Here is a 20,859-nt window from a genome sequence, read left to right on the forward strand (position 1 = left end):
GGCCTCGCGGTTGAGTTCGTGGGCGATGGCCTTGTCGCCTCGGCCGGCGATGTAGTCGCGGAAGATTCGTTGGACTACCGGTGCGGTGGCCACGTCGAGTGACAGTATCCGCAGTCTGAGGCCGTCGGATGCGCGATTGGGGTTCGGATGCGGTGGACCGTCGACGACCATGTATCCATAGGGTGCTCGGCCGCCTTGGTGGCGGCCTTCGTTGAGGACTTGGGCGTCCATGCTGGCTCGGGTGCGCTGTTGGACGTGTTGGCGTTCGGACTCGCTCAGGCCGCCGAGCATGCTCATCATCATCGAGTGGGTCACGTTGCGTGGATCGAAGCGTCCACCTAGCTCTGGGACCCACACTTCGACCCCGTGCGCTTGAATGCGCGGTGCTACAAGGCTGAACTGATTGCCGAACCAGCAGCGCGTTCCCTCGCCAACCACGATCGCCGACCAGCCGCGGGTGTGACTCTTCAGGTCCGACAGCAGACGCGCGGCCTCCTCGCGGCGATGCCACGGCACCGAGCGCGACTGGCCCACATCGAAGTAGTCCTCGACGATCGAGCCGTCTGCTACGAACTTCTCCGCGTTGCCGCGCTGCCACCGGTACGAGGTTTCGGGGTCTTGGTTGTCCTCGGTGGAGCATCGCCCGTAGAAGGCGAACCGCCGATCCGTACTCGGCTCAACGGTTTCGGGGGCGAGCCCGAGAAGTTCGTCGAGTACGGCCCATTCGTTGGACTCGGTCGGCATCGTCTTTCTTCCTCTCACCAGAACCGTCACGGGCATGTCGAAGAAGCAGCTGAAGCAGCAGCCTAGCTGCGGCAGGGGACAACTCCGGGGGCTCGTCTGGGCAGACAACCTCGATTGATCCAGCGGGGCGTCTGCGAGAAGGATGCGCAACCATCGGCTTCAGCGCTCACGGCCACAGGGTAAGGCCAGCGCGGCAAGTCGAAAGCCGGTCGACTCGGTAGTCCCTTGGGCTGGTTGGTCATCGACGTTTCGATGTGACTGATGAGGGCGGTCTAAGTCCGGGGCGCATATGCGATCGGCATTCCAGGTATCTGGCGTGCTGTTGCCGAAGTGAGCGACAAACCGCTTGTTGTGAATCAAAGGCATGGGACACCACATTCTGGCCCGTCTAGCCTGATTCACCCGCCTACATGAAACCTCATTTTCTGCTTCTGCGCTAGTGATGGCGACTGCGATGCAACCTCGATAGCAGAAGCGACCGTCAAACTTAGTGTGTCCAACCACAATCTGCTGCGGTGCCGTCACTGCTGCTCAGTCGGCGAGTTCCGGGAGCAGACCGTGCGTGCTTGCTCCAGATCGCATCGCGGCGACGTCCGCGCCTCGATCAGCCGGGGGAACCATCCGCTTTGCGGATGCCATCGACCGCCCGGTGGCCTCGCGGGTAGGCGGTTCGGTGGACACCTTGGGCGCTCGGCGGACGTACTGGCTCGGGCTGCTGGCCGGTTAAACGAAGCGTCCGCTGTCTAGGCGGAAGGAAAGCCCCTTACTTATGGGGACTCAGCCCAGTTTGCGGGCCGGAACGCGTCCTAGCTGCGTGATTGGGGTTGTAGCGCAGGAAGTGAAGTAGGACGCAGCGAGGAGGTCGAAAACAGCGGTTCTTTACGTTACTGCATCTGTAAGAGTCCACGGCGCGCTGCAAGCGTGCAACGCGAATGTGTTCATGTCGAGCGAGATTACACCTCCGTTATTTTCTGGGGTGACTGCGAGGTCCGCGGCCCGCGACCGCAGGTCCCACACCGATGCTTCGAAGAAGCGCCGGACCTCCGGGTCCGGCGAGAATCTCAACACGTCGACCGCGACGAAGTGCTCAACCTGGCGAAGGCAGCGCCGGACCTCCGGGTCCGGCGAGAATCTCAACTTCATCGCGACCACACCGCCCACTCCGCGGCCGTGCAGCGCCGGACCTCCGGGTCCGGCGAGAATCTCAACTGGGACAAGATCAAGGGAATCGCCACCGGCATCTGCAGCGCCGGACCTCCGGGTCCGGCGAGAATCTCAACGCGTAGCAGCTGAAGCACTTGGCCGACGGTCTCAGGGCAGCGCCGGGCCTCCGGGTCCGGCGAGAATCTCAACAGGTGCGTGGCGGCCTTGTCCATCAGGCGGCAGACCGCAGCGCCGGACCTCCGGGTCCGGCGAGAACCTCAACGATGTCCTGCCCGCAGGGCGGGAAGGTCAGCGGCGGGCGGCAGCGCTGGACCATCGGGTCCGGCGAGAATCTCAACGTGGAGCGGGAGGCGAGGATGCGGGCGATGGACCGTCGCAGCGCCGGACCTTCGGGTCCGGCGAGAATCTCAACACCGAACCGCTGGGGCTGAACTCGCTGTCGGACAAGGCAGCGCCGACCTTCGGGTCCAGCGAGAATCTCAACACCGCCGTGCCCGCCTGGTGCAAGCAGGCACCCATGCAGCGCAGGGCATTCGGGTCCGGCGAGGGCTCAGCCGGTCGGAGTACCGGGTTGACGGATGCGTCGTCGAGGCAGCGCTCGATCTCCGGGACCCGCGAGCAGTGTTTTGTATTCATGGTGCCGTGCGTGCTGGACGTATCCAGTCAGCGGGCGACTTCCTGGTCTGACGGAAGCTCTTGACTGTAACTTCGTTCGAACCTGCAGGTCGGGAGCTGTGGCGGAGAGGGACTTTGGTCTGATGTTCGTCCTTCGGCACCTTGCGCCTGTAATAGGCTGGCGTAGTGGATCTCTGGGCGCATAGCCGTAGTGAGATATCTGGGGTGCGGCATGGGTTGGCCGATCATTGCCGGTCGACGGCGTGGTGGGCTGCGCGGTTTGCGGATTCGTTCGGTGCCGGTGAGCTGGCATACGCAGTGGGGTTGTTTCACGACGCGGGGAAGGCGTCGTGTGAGTGGCAGGATCGGTTGGCTCTGGTCGACGGTACGCGGGCGCGGGTTGGTATACCGCACAAGGAGTTCGGTTCTCGGCTGCTGGCTCCTGTTGCAGGTGCTGCTGCGCTTACGGTGTTGGGACATCATGGTGGTTTGACGAACGTCTCGCGGATGCGGGATGTGCTGAGGTCGCCGATGGATGTGGCCGATGCGCAGACCGCCGAGCGATTCTGGCGTGCGGTTCCTGAGGCGACGGCGGTGTTGTCCGGGAGAAGCCTGCTGCCTTCGGCCTGGGATGGGGAGGATGCGTGGGTGCGGGAGATGCGGGTGCGGATGCTGTTCTCCGCGCTCGTCGACGCTGATCACTTGGATACCGCCGCGCACCGTGCGGGGCTTGCCGGGCCGCAAGTAGCTGCGCCGACGGATATGGATGGCTTGGTCGCGTTGTTCGAAGCGCGGCGGCACGAGCGTATCAGTGGGAAGGCTACCGAGATCGGTGGCCTGCGTTCGGAGGTCTATCAGGCAGCGGTGGCGGCGGCGGGTAGGGAGCCGGGCATTTTCCGGCTTGCGGCCCCTACTGGTTTGGGGAAGACACTCGCGCAGGCGGGTTTTGGATTGCACCATGCGCGCGCGCATGGGAAGTCTCGTGTTGTCATCGCGGTTCCGTTCATCACGATCACCGAGCAGAACGCCGCGGTGTATCGCGAGATGCTCGACACTGAAGGGCGATCGGTGGTTCTGGAGCACCACTCCGGGGTGCGTTTCCGCGAGCACGATGAGGACGGACGATCGGAAGACGCTGCGGATCGCTGGGCGCGGCTGGCCGCGGAGAACTGGGATGCCCCATTCGTCGTGACGACGACGGTACAGCTTTTCGAATCGCTATTCGGGCGCAAGCCAACTCAGGTGCGCAAGCTGCATCGACTGGCGAACGCGGTGTTGATCCTGGACGAGGTCCAGGCGCTACCTGCTCGCCTGCTGCTGCCGATCCTCGATGGCCTGCGGGTGCTGACCGAACAGTTCAACACGACTGTCCTTCTGACCTCGGCGACCCAACCGGATTTCGAATCGCTGTCGGTGTGGAACGAGGCAGGCAGATCTGGCGCGCGGCTGAATATCCGGGAAGTGATCAGCGAACCGCAATCGTTGTTCACCAGGGCGCGTCGAGTCCGCTATGAGTGGCGGCTGGATCCCAAGCCGACTTGGCAGGAGGTCGCGGATGAAGTAGGTGGTCTCGGCCAGGCGCTGGTCGTAGTCAATTCGATCGCCGACGCGGGGGAGTTGTATCGCCTGCTGGCGGATCGGCGTGCGGACGTGTGGCACCTGTCGACGATGATGTGCCCTCAGCATCGCCGGGGAGCCCTCGAACGCATCACCGAACGAATACGGACCGGTCAGCCCATCATCGTCGTGTCGACGCCCCTGATCGAAGCCGGAGTCGATCTCAGTTTCCCCGTGGTGTGGCGCGCGATCGCCCCTGCGGACTCGCTGCAACAGGCCGGTGGTCGCGCCAACCGTGGCGGCGAATACCCTGACGGCGGCTTGGTGGTGATCTTCGATCCGGCAGGCGGGCGAGCCCCAGCCGACTACGCCACCCCCAGCGAACTGGCTGTGTCCTGCTTTGGTCCTGCCGGTCCCGACTTGGACGATCAGGACGCCCTCGCTGGCTATTACCGGCAACTGTACGACCGGCTCGGACTCGACAACCAGACGGTGAATAGATCGAAAGAGACTGTCGGCCAAACGATTCAGAACAATCGCGCGAAGATGGACTACTTGGCAGTCGCCGACGGCCCCGAGGCAGGCAGCGGACACCGCGACCCGAAACGAGCGTTCCGCATGATCACCGACGACACCGTCCCCATCGTTGTCGTCGACGACCAACACCAGCACAGAATCGAAAGCTGGCTGGCAGAACTCGCGGCCGGAACCGTCGCTGCCGCGGCGGCTCTGCGTGAGCTTCAGCCGTGGATCGTCCAGCTGCGCCGCTCCACCGCTGCACGACCGGAGATCGCGGGGCTGATCGACAATGTTGTCGGTGACCTCGGCCGATGGAAAGGTACCTACGACTGGAACCCGTCGACCTGTCGCGGCTCCGGCATCGTGACAACGATGCCGGAGACGGTTTTCTGAGAGCGTCGGACGTTTGCATCAGAGTGGATGATCGAAGCATCCTGAACAAGCAGCGTCTGGCGCGGCGATGATCCGTTTCCAGGCGAGAATCTCAACATCTATACCGACGGGCTAGGTAGTCCTCAGTCGGGCAACACCCAGTGTGTTGCCCGACTGCAGCGCACGCCTGAGTCCCTTCTGCTGACGGTGTAGCGCGTTCGCGTGTCCTCTCTTCCCGCGTCGAGCGCGCAGAAATTTTCGAGCAGACCGTACGGAATCTTTTCCTGCGCAACATCTTTCAAATTCAGGCTCTTGCGCTGTCGTGACGGCGGGCGATACCGTGGAAAAAGTTCACTGCCCCTCGGTTTAGATGAATCTGCTCAAGGAGAATTGGATGATCTCGGCGTATCCCCCTGGGTTCCGGGAGTGTGCGGTCATGCTCATACGCGGCGGCGAGATTTCGATCCGGCAGCTGGCGCGGGCCCTGCCGGTCTCGGAGACGACATTGCGACGCTGGGCCGCTCCCGCAGTAGGTGAGGGCCACGGCTGTCGGCAGGCAAGTGCTTCCGGGGTAGGGGCTGAGGCCGAAGTGCTTCGGCTGCGACGTGAGGTACAGGCACTGCGCAGGGAGCGGGATGCGACGCGGGTGGCCGTGGCCAAGCTGGCGCGGGAAGTGGATCGGCCGACCTGAATCGAGCCAGACCGATGCCGGTCGCCAGTTCTCGTGGTACTGGCTTCCCATGCAGGTCGGTACACCTGTGGCGTCTGGAGATGCCGGTTCAGGCTGGCCCGGAGTGGCCGCTCACTCCGGCATGTCCTCGATACGCGCGACGCTTCGCTGCGGGTCAGAAGTTGGATTCGGCCCGTTCTTGTCGGTGGTGTGGGGCATCATGCTTCGCGTCGTCTCTTGGTTCTGTATTGGGGCGCAGGGGTGTTCGGTCTGATTCGGATAGGAGGGGTGTTTTGTGCCAGTGGTGATTCAGGTGCGGGGGCCGGGGGCGTGTTTCACGCAGCCGGGGTTGTCGGCCGAGCGGGTGAGCTACCCGGTGATGACTCCGACGGCTGCGATGGGTGTGTTGAAGGCGGTGTACTGGAAGCCGGAGTTCGAGTATCGGATCGAGCGCATCGAAGTGCTGCGGCCGATCCGTCAGTTCACGTTGCGCCGTAACGAGACAACCGATGTCGTGTCGTTGGCCGAGGCGGTGACCGGCCAGCGGAGGGTGGATACCGCGGCGCATCGTGCGCAACGGAATGCCCTGTGCCTGAGGGATGTCGAGTATCGGATCCTGGCCCATATCGACCTGAATTCCCATGCTGACAAGCCGGAGGCGGCCTATCGCGATCAGTTCCGCCGTCGTGTGGCGAAGGGGCAGTGCTTCAGCCAGCCGTATCTGGGGACGCGTGAATTCGCAGCATATTTCGGTGAGGCGGATGATCGCCCGCCGATCGGTGTGTCCGCCGATCTGGGCATGGTGCTGCACAGTATCGACTATTCGACTACGCCGCGGCGGTCGCGGTGGTTCCGAGCCAGGCTCGACCGCGGGATCCTGCAGGTACCCCGACACGGCATCTCCGACGGGGAGGCGTGAATGCTGCTGGAACGTCTGGCCGCCTACGCCAACGACCATCGCGGTGCGGTGGCGCCGTTTCATCGTGACCGGGAGTTCCGGTGGAGCTTGGACATCCAGACTGACGGCGGCGTCGGGGTCCGGGCGGTGTCGCTGCTGCCGTTGCGAGATGTCGACAAGCCTCTGCGCGGTGTGGTGCATACGGTTCCCGCGGCGACCCGCACGGTCGGGGTTTCTGCGAACCTGGCAGCCGATGACGCCCAGTATGTGTTGGGGCGTGGTGACGAGAAGACCCATCCGTCCCGGGTGGCTCAGTGCCACGCGGCGTATGCGGATCTGATCCGGGCGTGGGCGGAGTCGGTTGCCTATGAGGAGGATCGGATCCCTCATGTGTTGGCCGCGTTCTACCGCGACGGCGGGTGTGAGCGTGTACCCGAGGTCGAGGGACTGCAGGCCAAGGACGGTGTCCTCACCACCGTCGATGGTGGGCTGGCGCATCGCAGTACGAGCGCGGCTCGGTTCTGGTGCGATCGGGTGGCTTCGACGAAGGGCAGCGGTCGCAGCGGGCTGTGCCTGGTATGCCGTTTGGAGGCGCCGCTGGCGAACACCATCCCGGGGAAGGTTCCGGCCTCGCTGGTTCCGGGAGCCAGTAACGATGCCGCGCTGGTGAGTATCAACGAACGCAGCTTCGGCTACGACTTGACCACCCAGTTGACCCATACTCCGATCTGTATGACCTGTGCCGACGATGTGATGGTCGGACTGACCGGGGCGCTGTCGTCGGAGCACACCAGGGCCTACAGCGGCCAGGACACCAGATTGGCGTGGTGGACCACTGGAACCAGCGAGTCGGACTACATGTCCTTGGTTTTCCAGCCGGACCCGCAGGACGTGAACGAGCTGTTCAGATCGCTACATACCGGTTCGCCGCCGGCGTCGGAACGTCTAGCTGGGCGGTTCTGCTGGCTGGCCGTTGGGGGGCATGTCGCCAGGATCATGGTTCGCGAGTGGGTCGACATGCCACTGGCCGCCGACGATCCCGACATCGTCAACCACGACGCCAACATCGCGGCCTGGTTCGCCGACCACGAGATCGTTCCCCGGCGCAGGGAAGCGTTCACCCTCCCCGACGGCACACAGGTCCCGGCCGGGCGGCGCTGGCACAGCGTGGGCGCGATGGCGGCAAGCCTCGGGCGATGGGATCCGGACCGCAACCGGTATCTGCCGTTCGTGGGGAAAAACTCCAAGAACTCCGGCCCGAACCCTGACCGGCCCGACAGCGCGATGCGCCACATGCTCGACGTCGCCGTGCTCAATCGTCCGGTCCCGACGGCAATCCGCGCTCATTTGATCCACCGCGTCTGTAGCGACGGCCGCGTCGATGACGTGCGAGCGGCATTGATCCGTCTGAGCGCCACCCGCAGCCCTGACCGAAGGAGAACCATGTCCGTACCGATGGGTCTGGACGAATCCTGCACCGACCCCTCCTACGTCGCCGGACGTCTGTTCGCGGTGTTCGAACAGGTACAACGCGCCGCGCACCAACCGCCGCGAAAGAAGGGCGACAACAGCGAGGACACAGGAGATGAGAATTCGCGAACCTCGCTCAATTCGACCTATGCGGACAAGTACTTCCGCAGCGCGGTGACGAGCCCACGCCCGGCACTGATTCAGGGCCATCGATTGTCCTCGGCGTGGCTGAGCAAGATCCGCCGTCGCGACGGAGATGGCTTGGCGCACTGGCACAAGCAGCGTGTGGAGCAGCTGTGTCAGATCCTCGAGTGGCCGATCGGATGCCCATTGCGCAACGGGCTGCGGCAGCAGGAGTGGTTCGTCCTCGGCTACTACCACCAACTCGGCCACTCCAGCAGCAAATCCGACAACTGACCTCACCTACCTGAAGGGGCCTGCAATGACTACACCTGCGCATCTGAATCCCGCTGTGCGCCATGATCTGGTGTTTCTGTTCGACGTGACCGACGGCAATCCCAACGGTGATCCCGACGCGGGCAATCAGCCCCGCATGGACATCGAGTCCGGACACGGGCTGGTGACCGATGTGGCGTTGAAGCGAAAGATCCGTGACACCCTCGCACTGGCCGCCGCGGACAACCCGCGATACGGGATCTTCGTCGAAGCCGGTCACGCGTTGAACACGCGCCTGGCCGAGTCCTACACCGCCAACGGACTCAAACTCAAAGGCAAGCTCACCAAGGAGCAAGCCGACACAGCGCGACGGTGGTTGTGTGACCGCTACGCCGACATCCGGTGGTTCGGTGCGGTCCTGTCCACCGGCGAGACCAACGCCCTCGGAAGTATCCGCGGTCCACTGCAATTCGGGATGGCCCGCTCCATCGATCCGATCCTGCCCGCGACACACGCCATCACCCGGGTTACCCAGACCCGCGAGGACGACATCGCTCGCGGTGAATCCACCGAGATGGGCTCGAAGTGGACGGTTCCGTATGCGCTGTACCGGGTCGAGATCAGCTACTCGGCCGCACGCGGCGCCCAAACCGGCGTCGACACCAAAGACTTCGAACTGCTGTATCAGGTGATGGAGATGATGTTCGACCACGACGCCTCCGCCGCCCGCGGCCGCATGACCGCCCGAGGACTGCATGTCTTCAGCCACGACAACACCTTCGGCAACGCCCCGGCCCAGAAACTCGTCGAACGCGTACGAGTGGTGCCTGCGGGCGATGCAGAGGAAGAGCGCAGCCCTCGACGGTTCAGCGACTACACCGTGACTGTCGACACCAACGACCTTCCCGAAGGCATCACCTATCACCAGGTCTTCAACTGACATGCCTCTTGAGTCCGCTGCCGAGGAGCGGTGGAGCGTGCCGATCTCAGCTCTGGAACATCACGCCTACTGTCCTCGGCAAGCGGTACTCATTTGGCAGGAATCGTATTTCGAATCCAACGTCGACACCGTTCGCGGGGATCTAGCCCACGAAGCAGTCGACCGTGGCGGTGTGCTCACCGGACGGAACGGCGCGCGCATCTGGCGGTCGCTGCCCGTGCACAGCCAGCGCTTGGCGATCCACGGAATCTGCGACACCGTGCACTGGACCGCCGAAGGGCCTGTACCCGTCGAACACAAGTCAGGGACCTACCGACCGGGTGGTCCTGCTGATCTCCAAGTCGCTGCACAGGTTCTATGCCTTCGGGAAATGTTCGACGACCGTGTGCCCCACGGAGAGATATTCGCTGGCCGGGATCGAAAACACCACATCGTAGTCGTCGATGACGAGATGGAATGCGCAGTACGGTCCGCTGTCGATGACCTTCGTCGGGCGGTTCTCGAGGGCACCGTGCCCAAGCCGGTCAACGATCGGCGCTGCCTTCGTTGCTCACTGCGCCCCGGCTGCATTCCAGAAACACACCCGCGGAGCGCGGTCGATCTCTTCACTCCGCGAGACTCGGGAGACTGTCCATGAGCGAAGTCTTGAAGACCCTGTACGTCACCACAGCAGGGACCAGTCTTCACCTCGACGGCGACGCTCTGCGGGTGTATCACCCGGACCGTCCAGGACGACACCTCCTACCGTTGGTCAGGCTCGATGAGATCGTCGTGTTCAACGGTGTCACCGTCACCGACGACCTGATGCACCGGTGCGCAGCCGACGGCCGAGGCGTGACGTGGCTGACTCGCAACGGCAGATTCCTCGCTCGGGTGTCCGGACCCGTCAGCGGAAACCCACACCTGCGCATCGCACAAGTCCGCGCTCACGACAACCCGACCGCACGCCTCGAACTGTCCAAAGCGATGGTGGCCGGCAAGCTTCACAACTATCGCCAACTCCTGCTGCGCAGCGCCCGCGATCTTTCCGGGCAACGCCACACCACCCTGCGTGATGTCGCGGACCGCCACGCAACCGCACTGACCTTGCTCCGCGACGCGGAGACGCTGGATGAAACCCGTGGTATCGAAGGCCGGGCCGCTCGCGACTATTTCCAATCCTTACCGGCCCTGGCGCCTTCCGCCCAGCCAGGTCGGAATCGGCGCCCACCCACCGACCCGCTGAACTGCCTGCTGTCCTTCGGGTACGGCATGCTTCGCAGCGCGGTCCACGGTGCCCTCGAACACGTCGGGCTGGACCCGTATATCGGCTACCTGCACGGCATACGTCCCGCCAAACCCGCGCTGGCTCTGGACATGATGGAAGAGCTACGACCGTTGCTGGTCGACCGGCTTGTCCTCACCCTCATCAACCGAGGGCAAATCAAATCGACCTACACCGAAACCCTGCCGGGTGGACAAGTTCAGCTCACCGACACCGGACGTAAGTACTTCCTCGAACAATGGTCGCTTGCGCGTGAACGCAACTGGCACCACTGCTATCTCGATCGCGAAATACCAGCCGCGGCAATACCTCTCGTGCAGGCGCGGCTACTCGCGCGTCACCTCCGCGGCGACACCGACAGCTACATACCCTGGACGGTGTCCTGATGGAACTGCTCATCACCTACGACGTCGAAACCATCACCCCCGAAGGCGCCGCAAGGCTGCGCAAGGTCGCCCGAATATGCGAAGGCTACGGCCACCGAGTGCAGAAATCAGTCTTCGAAGTCACGTGCACACCCGTGACCAGGCTTCGACTCGAAGCTGCGCTCGACGCCGCTATCGACCGCAGCCGAGATAGCATTCGCATCTATCACCTCGATCAAGGCACCTTCGCTAACGCCCGGCACCGCGGTGCGTCAGTGAACCCTCCCCACGACGGGCCGCTGGTCCTGTAAGCGGTGTCGAGTCGCTTCGGAACCCCAGGTGCGACCGAATTCCCTGGAAGGTTCCGCAGTACCGACCTGGGTGAACAGACACCCACCAACGGCGCACCACACACCAAAACTGGAGCGTGCGGACAACACCGCAGGTCATCCAGGGCAGCGCCGAGCCTCCGGGCTCGGCGAGAATCTCAACGAATGTCCAGAGACGTCCGCGAAAACCCTCGCGGAGCAGCGCCGAGCCTCCGGGCTCGGCGAGAATCTCAACACCACGATCATGGCGGCCAACCACAACGCCTACAAGGTGCAGCGCCGAGCCTCCGGGCTCGGCGAGAATCTCAACATCGGCTACGTCAACGGCGCGTACAAGTCCTCCGGAGGCAGCGCCGAGCCTCCGGGCTCGGCGAGAATCTCAACGATGCCGGGTGTGTGCCACCCATGGGTGTGAATCCAGGCAGCGCCGAGCCTCCGGGCTCGGCGAGAATCTCAACCCGCCCGATCAGGTCCGCCAGATCGCCTCGATCGCACAGGCAGCGCCGAGCCTCCGGGCTCGGCGAGAATCTCAACAGGGTGATCAGTCGCCGTATCGCCTCCACCTGACGCAGGGCAGCGCCGAGCCTCCGGGCTCGGCGAGAATCTCAACGTCCTCGGTAGGGGTGGTGTGCTCAGGGGTGGAGGCAGCGCCGAGCCTCCGGGCTCGGCGAGAATCTCAACAATCACGGGCGCGATCAGAGGACCGGCCAGGTCCCCAGCAGCGCCGAGCCTCCGGGCTCGGCGAGAATCTCAACTGTATCTGAACTCGATGTTCTTCGGGGTGCCGCAGTCGGCAGCGCCGAGCCTCCGGGCTCGGCGAGAATCTCAACCGCCGTGAACACCCCGAACTGGCCCGCGCCTACACGCAGCGCCGAGCCTCCGGGCTCGGCGAGAATCTCAACTTTCAGTACTCCTGCGAACAGGCCCATGCCCGGGGGGCAGCGCCGAGCCTCCGGGCTCGGCGAGAATCTCAACACGCCCCCCACGGACACCAACTACCGAAAGGAAAAGCAGCGCCGAGCCTCCGGGCTCGGCGAGAATCTCAACCCAGTCGGACGACAAATGACACAGGGGTCACCCCCACGCAGCGCCGAGCCTCCGGGCTCGGCGAGAATCTCAACTGGACCATCTACGGCGCGCTGCTGTTCGCAGCGGCGTGGCAGCGCCGAGCCTCCGGGCTCGGCGAGAATCTCAACGGCAGCTGCTGGGACTTCTGCACACACTAGGGGGCAGCGCCGAGCCTCCGGGCTCGGCGAGAATCTCAACGTGCTGCTGACGCCGAGGTGGACGCCTTGATGGGGAGGCAGCGCCGAGCCTCCGGGCTCGGCGAGAATCTCAACCAATGGGCGGAATGGTGCTGGGCTATCGCGACGGCTGGCAGCGCCGAGCCTCCGGGCTCGGCGAGAATCTCAACACAGTCGGAGGTGCAGGACGAGATCTGCTCGCGGCAGCAGCGCCGAGCCTCCGGGCTCGGCGAGAATCTCAACGCCTCGGCGCGCACGGCGTCGAGCTGGGCGCGCAGCTGACAGCGCCGAGCCTCCGGGCTCGGCGAGAATCTCAACATCGGATGGGACAAGTACCAACCGACTCGCGAGCAAGCAGCGCCGAGCCTCCGGGCTCGGCGAGAATCTCAACAGTTGACCAATACGTTCGGCGTCAGCACTCAAGTGCGGGCAGCGCCGAGCCTCCGGGCTCGGCGAGAATCTCAACGGTCACCGGTGCGACGACCTCGACCGGCAGGGGTGCGGGCAGCGCCGAGCCTCCGGGCTCGGCGAGAATCTCAACTTGTATGTGCCCACCCCGTCACCGAACTGGCAGCGGCAGCGCCGAGCCTCCGGGCTCGGCGAGAATCTCAACCGCTTCGGCGATCTTCTAGAGCTGGCCGGTAAAGGGCAGCGCCGAGCCTCCGGGCTCGGCGAGAATCTCAACATTTCCACCCCGTCGCCCTGGCGCATCCGCTCGAGCAGCGCCGAGCCTCCGGGCTCGGCGAGAATCTCAACTATGGTCCCCGCGGGGTGGGGCGGGTGCGTGAGAGCAGCGCCGAGCCTCCGGGCTCGGCGAGAATCTCAACTTCTCACCAGCGCGGACTATGTACTTGGCCGCGTGCAGCGCCGAGCCTCCGGGCTCGGCGAGAATCTCAACACGTCGCGGAACGTGATCGGATTCCAGGTGGGGTCGCAGCGCCGAGCCTCCGGGCTCGGCGAGAATCTCAACAGGTTGGTCTGGGCGGTGCCGAAGCTGCCGAGTGTGGCAGCGCCGAGCCTCCGGGCTCGGCGAGAATCTCAACGCGAGCTGGCCGGGCTTAACCCATGTCGTGTCCACGCAGCGCCGAGCCTCCGGGCTCGGCGAGAATCTCAACCTTCTCTAGCGCGGAGATGACTTGCCGCACCTGGACGCAGCGCCGAGCCTCCGGGCTCGGCGAGAATCTCAACTCCAAGTTCGTCGAGAAGCTGCGGGCGGATCGGCCGTTCCCCGGGTGATGCCAGGGGTCGGATCGAAGTCAGGGTGTCGGCTGTACGGCAGGAAGGTTCCTCTGATCTGTGTACGCAACCGGTAACTCGGCGTTGGCGCAGGCGATGATCCGCTGTGTCGGGTGGGAGAATGGCACTCACGACTCCTCGCCCATATCAGGAGGGACTAGCCGATGACGGCGCACAGTGCGGCCCACCCAGCCGCCGCCCCTGCCGGGGATCGGCCTGCGCCACATCGACTTCGGTGGCGCGACCTGCCTGATCGCGTGCGAGCAGCGGCATTGGGCCAGTGGGGTACTGACGTTGCGTCGGAGATGTCCATGGCCGGTGGGTATTCACCTGGTGTGGCGTCTCGGCTGGAGTTGCAGGATGGGCGGCGGCTGTTCGTGAAGGCGATCAGTGGGAGTCGGAATTCTCGGGCGCCGGGATTGTATCGGCGGGAGATCGAGGTGATGGCGGCTCTGCCTGCCGCGGCGCCTGCGCCGCGTTTGCAGTGGTCCTACGACGACGGCGACTGGGTGATGCTGGCCCTCGATGATGTCGACGGCCGTATGCCCGGCACACCGTGGCAGCCCCGAGACCTCACCTGCGCGATGACCGCGCTCGAACTGATGGCTGCGACGTTGACCCCGGCACCGACCACCGCGATGCCGATCGCTGATGATCTGGACGAGAATTTCCGTTCGTGGGCGAGAATCGCGGCCGCCGCGGACCTTGCCGCGCGGGTAAATCCCTGGGCGCGTACCCATCTGGCTCGGTTGGTCGATCTCGAAACAGACTGGGCCAACGCAGCCTGCGGCGAGACGTTGCTGCATGCGGACCTGCGTGGCGACAACATGTTGCTGACGACCAACGGCCAAGTGGTCGTGGTGGACTGGCCCTACGCGGTGCTCGGCGCGGCGTGGGTCGACGGGTTGTTGTTTCTGCCGTCGGTGCCCGCCGACGGTGGCCCGACAGACCTCGAAGCCCTCTGGCTTGGATACGCACCGGGCCGGGCGGCCGACCCGGACGCGGTGAATGCGGTCCTGGCGGCGCTGGCGGGTGACTTCACGCTGCAGTCGCTGCTGCCGCCGCCGGACAACATTCCGACCCTACGTGCGCACCAGGCAGCGAAGGCTTCTGCGGCACTGTCGTGGCTGCGGGCGAGGCTCAGCTGATCGTTCCGAAATCACGTAACCCACTCAGCCCCAGTCGAATTAGAAAGGCTGTCTCGGTGTTGCGGTTGTCGTGGTGGTGCCATTCGGCGAGGGCGCCGAGCATCTCCATTGCCGCGGCGGCCCGGGTGAACACGGTCAGCGCCGTCCGTTCACGGTCATCGAGCGGAGCAACGGCGGTCCGAGAGTAGAGCTCGGCGATCCGGTCGGCGCGCTGGGGGAGCGGGTCGGTGTCGCCGTGGGTGAGGTTGGCGGCCACCATCGCGAGTTCCTGGATCCGGGGCGCGCGGATGGCGACGGCGAAGTCGAGCAGGGTCACCTGTCCGTCGGGTTCGATGAGGATGTTGCCTTTGGTGAGGTCGCCATGGATGAGTGCGTGCGGTAGCCCGGCCATGTCGATCGCAGCGAGCTGGTCGACGGCGGCGGTGACGTGGTGGCGCTGTTCGTCGTCGAGGACATCGGATAATTCGGCCGCGAGGCGGTTCAGGTTCGTGACCGCCCAGGGGTCGGCCACAGGGCTCGGGTGCAGGGCGAGGGAATGGATGCGGGCTGCGTCGGCGAGCACGGCGAACAGTTCGGCGTCTGACGGTGCACGACTGTGGTCGTAGAGCGTGGTGCCGACGACCATGTCCATGACGAGTATCTGGTGGCCAGGAAGGTGGAATTCATGGACGCCAGTTCTGGTGTGGTGTAGGCGCGGGTGTCGAACTCCAGCCCGGCGGGCGGCGGTGATCAGCGTCGCAGTGCGGGCGGCGATGCCGGGAGGTCGGGTGGGGCCGAACACCTTGATCACCACCGCCCCGGACGCGCTGGTCTCGGCGGCGATATTGCAGTCCTCATAGCCGGTGCTGAGCACGCGCCAGTCGGTGAGGTCACCGAGTTGGTAGGCATGGGCGATTTCGGCCAGCAGACCGGGCAGGTCAGCGGTGATGCGGGTGGTCGGGCTGGTCATGTGCGCGGCAGGGGAAACGGGATGATCGCTGCGAGGTCGGCGCTGCCGGTCAAGGTGAGCAGCAGCCGTTCGAGGCCAATGCACAGCCCACCCGCCGGGGGCATCCCGCTGCCGAACACCTCTAGCCAGTCGTCGTCGAGCGTGGCGGCCTCGCTGGGCAGGATCCGGTCGCCGTCCGGCGCGAGTCTGCGGCGCAGCTCGACGGCGTCGTCGAGTTCGGTGTAGGCGGTGGCGATCTCGCGGCCACCGATGACCAGATCCCACTTCTGAGCCAGCCTCGGGTTGCGCGGGTGAGTGTGGGCCAACGGGGAGTGCCCGGCCGGGAAGTCGACGTGCAGGGTGGGCGTGACCACCGTCGGTTCGACCAGCCGGTCGTAGAGCTCGAGAGCGATCTCGTCGGCATCGGCGCCGGTCCGCACCGGCACCGCGCATCGGTGGGCGACATCTCGCAGCACGCAGGCTGGGGTATCGGTGGTTATCGACTGGCCGACTGCGGCGGTGAGTGCGGTGTAGAACGGGCGCACAGTCCATTCGGCAGCCAGGTCGACCTCGGTCCCGTCCGAGATGCGGATGACGGTGGTGCCCAGGGCGGCGCGGGCTGCGGTGGTGATGAGTTCGTGGGCCAGTGCGCGCAGGCTGTGGTAGTCCGCTTCGACCTGATAGAGCTCGACCAAGCTGTATTCCGGGGCGTGGGTGGCGTCGGCGGGCTCGTCGCGGAAGCTGCGGCCGATCTCGAACACGCGGGGCCACACGGTCACTGCGGCGCGTAGGTGCAGTGGGGAGGACCGCAGGTACAGGTGCGGGCCGACCGCGTCGGTGAGCGTGCGGAACGACCTGCCGGGAGCGGGCCTGGCGCGTTGCAGCAGTGGGGTATCGACCTCGACGTGGCCGCAGTCGTGGAGCGTCGACCGTAATGCCTGCACCACGCGTGAGCGCGCCTCGAGGCCGCTACGCGCAGCAGGATCTACACGCAGCCGCACGAACCTCTCGGCCAGCGATTGCCCGGGCACCTCGATGCCGGCGGTGCCTGAATCACCGCTGGCTGCCGGTGGCGACGCGGTGCGGCGCAGATCGAGTGTGACGCAGTGGATTCCGCCGCCGAGAGCACGGGAGTGGCGCAGGGTGTGCGGGATGACCCCGACGCCGCGACGCTCCAGCGCACCGATGAGATTGCGCTGGCTGGCGTCGACGATGGCGAGGTCGGGGCGCACCATGAGCAGGTTCATGCCGATCCACTCCGATGACAGCGGGTGTGGTGCGGTCACGGCCGTCGGCGCCATTGGTGGGCACCACAGGAGTTCACGGTCGCGCAGAGGGAAAGGCAGCTGGTCGAGATCGGTGATGCGGGCGGGGTTGACCAGCACCAGGTCCTCACGGATCAGGCTGATTGTGGAGTCGAGATGGGTTCCTGCGTACACACCATGGATCGGATGCACGCGGTGCCCGCCGCCGAGAGCGTCCAGGGTGGTCTGCAGCCAGCGCAGGCCGAGTTCGTTGCCGGATCCAGACACCAAGTAGTACAGATTCTGTCCGTCGCGCAGCACGTTGGCGGCCTCGAAAGCGGGCTCGGTATCGCCGAGTGTCGGGCGCCCGTCGGCATCGAGCGGATACAGCTCATCGGCCAGCTGCGGGACCGGCGCGGACAGCCACGTGGATCCGGCCAGCATCTTGGCCTGGAACAGCCCACGCAGCCCGCTCAGTTCGTGCGCGCGGGCACGCATGGGGCTCGGGGTGGCGAGGATGGTCGATCCGACGATGAGTGCCAGGTCGCGTGGGCAGTAGGAGTAGAAGCCGGTCGAACGCCAATGGGGGGTGGCGAACTCGGCGGCGTGATCGATCGGTGCCGGACGGTGCACCCTGACGCCGAGCCCGGACAGCAGTTGGGCAAGCGTGTCGAGGTCTTCGGTGGTCTCGGAAAGCATGCGCGCGGGGAACGCACCGGCGCGAACCGCGGCCAGTTCGGTGGGTGACAGGTCCGGGTAGAGGTTCAGCCACGCCGACCGGTCCATCGGATCGGGGATCCGCGCGTCGGCGGCGACGCCGATGACCACTTCGGTCAGTGGGGAGAACTCATCGTGCGAGCACGTGGGCAGCTCGGCCGGCGTCGCGTCGGCGGCGGACTTCACGGCGGCAAGTGTGTTGAGCGACATCAGGTTTCGGGTCTTTCTCTCGAAGTGCGTGTCGGGTCAGGAGATGGTGCGCAGCGCTCGGCGTCGGCGGTGCGCGCGCACGGACGCGCAGGTCATCACCCGCAGCAGCCACCGGTCGGCGCCGTCGTAGCAAGGCTGGAATCGGGTGCGCCCGTGCACCACCCGACGGTTGTCGGCCAACAGAAGCTCACCCGGGCGAAGTTCGTGACCGAGCGCGGCCATGTCGATCGCGAGCGCCAGAGCAGCCAGCGCGTCGGCGGCGGCGCGGTCGGTGGGGTCGGCGGGTCTCTGATAGATCGCGTCGTAGCAGATCTCGGGGTCGGACGGGTCGCCGGAGAGCACCGGCATAGGGACGATGTCGCTGAGCGTGGGTAGCCCATGTGCCAGATCCGGCACAACGACGAACCGCGGCTGGCGCAGCACAACCGTGACCCTGTCATCGAGGGCCAGGTTGCGTGCGGGGGCAAGAATCGTCGATGCGCCGAGATCACCACGCAGGCACAGCAATCCGAAGTAGTCGCAGCGAGCGTCGTGGAAGGCGTCTTCGACGTGCCAGTCCAGGTTTGCGCTGCCTTCGCTGGTCTGGGCGGCCTCCCGGCCGCGCACGGGGACGATGTGCTGCACCACGCGGCCTTCGTAGAGGTTGGCGAAGGTGAAGGCTTCACCGAGCACACTGGTCACTGCGAGCAAAGTCAGCGCCGCCGCGTCGATGACAGCCGGACCCGGCGGCGGGGTCGTCGTCGCCGGAGTCGGCGGCAGCGTCGGCAACGCGGGCAGCAGGCCGCGCACGAGCATCGCGTTGTTCGTTGAACCGGTACTGCGGTAGCGATGCAGTGCCACGACCACGGCTCCAGGAAGCATCGTGACCAGCTCTGCAGCGTGGTCTATCGGGTCGCCGCCCCGCTCGACCAGCACCAATGCGGCACGATGAATACGTGCAGCGTCGGGGCAAGCGAGTTCGATGATTTCGGCGGGTGCAAGATGATGGTCGCGCATCAGACCTCCTTGACAACGATCCTCGGACGGGCGAGGGGCCCAGACACATCCATTTCCTCAGGCATGCAGGGTGTTTCGTCAGAGTGAGCGCATACTCACGGTGTACTCACGCACACGCACACCCGGACAGGAGCGTTTGACAGTGACCCAGGCCGACATGCCGCTTCACCACGACCCGGCGGCCGCGCAGAACAACGTCTTCGCGGCCGAGCTGCGCCACTGGCGCGATGTCCGGAGCCTGTCACTGACCGCGCTGGCCACGAAGCTCGGCTACAGCCGCCCGTACGTTTCCAAGATCGAGTCCGGCGCCGAGAACCCCTCACGTCAGTTCGCCGCCCACGCCGATGCAACGCTGCAAGCCGGCGGCGCACTGCGCGCCGCCTACGCGGAGTTCAGCGCGCACCGCTCGGCCGCGGTGCGCGCACCTGTTGCTGTCGAGTCGTACGACTCGATCAGGTCGCTGGTCGTCGATCACGACGATGCGAGCCTGTCCTTCGACGGGCACATCTACCGGCTCAGGCAAAGGCGACGTTTGATCAACGGCGGGTCCGAGCCGATCACCCGCTACCTGATCAGGATCTCGGTGGACCGCTACCCCGGCGATCCCGAACGATCCAACCAGCTCTACCAGGAAAACCCGTTGACCTGGGAGGAGATCGGACTGCACGCCTGGTACGGCGAGGATCGCAGCGAGCCGATGGCTTGGGCTGCCCACCACGACCGTGACGCATTCAAAGAGGTCTGGCTGCAGTTCAGCGAACCCGAAGGCGGGCGGCGCTTCCCGTTGTACCCGGGCCAGTCCTGCTGGATCGACTACGAGTACACCGTCTCGGAGACCCACTGGGGGAACTGGTTTCAACGCGCAGTCCGTCTACCCACCAACCGCTTGTCCGTGCGGTTGGACTTCCCGACCGAACTCGAACCGACGGTCTGGGGACTGCAGACATCGATGACCGCGGAAGGCCAGCCGTTCCGCACCCCGATTTCCCACCAGATCAGCGACGGCCGACACCAGTACTCCTGGTCCACCGACAACCCACCGCTGCACGCACGGTACCGCCTCGAATGGGACTTCCGCGGCCGTAGCGACGACGAACGCACCCCGCCGAGCAAAGTCATGGCAGGCCTGGGCATCGTCCAGGAGGGCGAGGAGATCCTGCGGCAGGTCGCGCGCCCGTTCGACCTGCCTACCGAGGCCGAAGACGCGCGTCGTGTTGTCGCCGAACTGAATTCGGCCGCCGAACGCGTTGCCCAAGCCCACGTGTTCGGTAAGGGAATGGGTGTGGCGGCACCTCAGATCGGTATCGGCAGGGCCGCCGCGATCGTGCGCACCCCCGACGGGGACACCATCACCCTGTTCAACCCGCGCATCGTGGAATCCGGTGCGGTCGAAGACGAACAGTACGAAGGATGTTTGTCGTTCTTCGACCTGCGTGGACGTGTGCCGCGCGCCTTGTCGATCACTGTCGAACACACCGACATCGACGGCAACACCCACATCACCGAGTTCGAACGAGGGGTGGCGCGCCTGGTCGCCCACGAGGTGGACCACCTGCATGGAAAGCTCTACCTCGATCACATGCGCCCCGGAGCCGAACCCATACCTGTCGAGCAGTACCGAGCCACGGGCAAGAACTGGACCTACTGAACCACCCTGCCGCGATCGCGAGAACCAAACCTCGGGCACAGGAGGGTGTGCGCTTAGCTGCCGTAAGCACGTGTGCGGTCGACGCTGCGCGCGTTGGGCATTCAGCTTGGTGCGGCAGCGGGCGTTCGGCTGGCTACTGCCGCAGCCCCTGCCACAGCTGCAGCATCTGTTCGACTCGGTCGCTG

General features: G+C 65.3%; 14 protein-coding genes and 2 CRISPR repeat arrays. Of the genes, 10 read left to right on the forward strand and 4 right to left on the reverse strand.

Annotation, left to right across the window (positions count from 1 at the left end; translation table 11 throughout):
* Positions 1-852 (reverse strand): recombinase family protein (locus NL1_RS10580; protein ID WP_245673177.1); only part of this gene is annotated, 852 nt, incomplete at its 3' end.
* Between the two features lie 923 nt (positions 853-1,775).
* A CRISPR array of direct repeats spans positions 1,776-2,320; the repeat unit is 35 nt; unit sequence AGCGCCGGACCTCCGGGTCCGGCGAGAATCTCAAC.
* 428 nt (positions 2,321-2,748) lie between these two features.
* Here NL1_RS10580 and cas3 point away from each other — a divergent pair.
* The 9 genes from cas3 (at position 2,749) to NL1_RS10620 (ending at position 14,931) form a co-directional block, all read left to right on the forward strand.
* Entirely contained in the window at positions 2,749-4,992 is a 2,244-nt protein-coding gene (gene cas3, locus NL1_RS10585; RefSeq protein WP_245673184.1) for a CRISPR-associated helicase Cas3', read from the forward strand.
* A 373-nt stretch (positions 4,993-5,365) separates the two neighbouring features.
* A complete protein-coding gene (locus tag NL1_RS10590) occupies positions 5,366-5,662 on the forward strand; it encodes a transposase (RefSeq protein WP_067837409.1) in 297 nt (98 codons plus the stop codon).
* A gap of 274 nt (positions 5,663-5,936) precedes the next feature.
* Positions 5,937-6,560 (forward strand): type I-C CRISPR-associated protein Cas5c, encoded by a 624-nt coding sequence (gene cas5c / locus NL1_RS10595; RefSeq protein ID WP_067837212.1) that lies wholly within the window; start codon positions 5,937-5,939, stop codon positions 6,558-6,560.
* Positions 6,561-8,426: a type I-C CRISPR-associated protein Cas8c/Csd1 gene (locus tag NL1_RS10600; protein WP_067837215.1), complete on the forward strand. Its 1,866-nt coding sequence runs from the start codon at positions 6,561-6,563 to the stop codon at positions 8,424-8,426.
* Between the two features lie 25 nt (positions 8,427-8,451).
* Positions 8,452-9,345 (forward strand): type I-C CRISPR-associated protein Cas7/Csd2, encoded by an 894-nt coding sequence (gene cas7c, locus NL1_RS10605; RefSeq protein WP_067837218.1) that lies wholly within the window; start codon positions 8,452-8,454, stop codon positions 9,343-9,345.
* Position 9,346: 1 nt separating this feature from the next.
* Positions 9,347-9,982, forward strand: a complete 636-nt coding sequence (gene cas4 / locus NL1_RS40155; RefSeq protein ID WP_084510464.1) for a CRISPR-associated protein Cas4 — start codon at positions 9,347-9,349, stop codon at positions 9,980-9,982.
* On the forward strand, positions 9,979-10,995 hold the full coding sequence (gene cas1c / locus NL1_RS10610) for a type I-C CRISPR-associated endonuclease Cas1c (protein WP_067837220.1): 1,017 nt from the start codon (positions 9,979-9,981) through the stop codon (positions 10,993-10,995). Before cas4 ends, cas1c begins: the two co-directional genes overlap by 4 nt.
* Positions 10,995-11,285, forward strand: a complete 291-nt coding sequence (cas2, locus tag NL1_RS10615; protein ID WP_084510465.1) for a CRISPR-associated endonuclease Cas2 — start codon at positions 10,995-10,997, stop codon at positions 11,283-11,285. The genes cas1c and cas2 overlap by 1 nt, the downstream gene beginning before the upstream one ends.
* A 144-nt stretch (positions 11,286-11,429) precedes the next feature.
* Positions 11,430-13,735: a CRISPR direct-repeat array (repeat unit 37 nt; unit sequence GCAGCGCCGAGCCTCCGGGCTCGGCGAGAATCTCAAC).
* A 359-nt stretch (positions 13,736-14,094) separates the two neighbouring features.
* Positions 14,095-14,931, forward strand: a complete 837-nt coding sequence (locus tag NL1_RS10620; RefSeq protein WP_245673178.1) for a phosphotransferase — start codon at positions 14,095-14,097, stop codon at positions 14,929-14,931.
* Here NL1_RS10620 and NL1_RS10625 read toward each other — a convergent pair.
* The 3 genes from NL1_RS10625 to NL1_RS10635 are packed head-to-tail and all read right to left on the reverse strand — an operon-like array spanning position 14,924 to position 19,026.
* A complete protein-coding gene (locus tag NL1_RS10625; protein WP_067837225.1) occupies positions 14,924-15,880 on the reverse strand; it encodes a phosphotransferase in 957 nt (318 codons plus the stop codon). The two genes, NL1_RS10620 and NL1_RS10625, sit on opposite strands and share 8 nt — an antisense overlap.
* Positions 15,877-18,006, reverse strand: a complete 2,130-nt coding sequence (locus NL1_RS10630) for an amino acid--tRNA ligase-related protein (RefSeq protein ID WP_156094788.1) — start codon at positions 18,004-18,006, stop codon at positions 15,877-15,879. Before NL1_RS10630 ends, NL1_RS10625 begins: the two co-directional genes overlap by 4 nt.
* Positions 18,007-18,066: 60 nt before the next feature.
* Positions 18,067-19,026, reverse strand: coding sequence for a TauD/TfdA family dioxygenase (locus tag NL1_RS10635; protein ID WP_084510467.1), 960 nt, complete (start codon positions 19,024-19,026; stop codon positions 18,067-18,069).
* A gap of 142 nt (positions 19,027-19,168) precedes the next feature.
* Here NL1_RS10635 and NL1_RS10645 point away from each other — a divergent pair, with 142 nt between their 5' ends.
* Complete coding sequence (locus NL1_RS10645; RefSeq protein WP_218024386.1) at positions 19,169-20,674, forward strand: peptide deformylase; 1,506 nt, start codon at positions 19,169-19,171, stop codon at positions 20,672-20,674.
* Positions 20,675-20,859: the final 185 nt, after the last annotated feature.

This window comes from Nocardia lijiangensis NBRC 108240, assembly GCF_001613045.1.
Lineage (GTDB): Bacteria > Actinomycetota > Actinomycetes > Mycobacteriales > Mycobacteriaceae > Nocardia > Nocardia lijiangensis.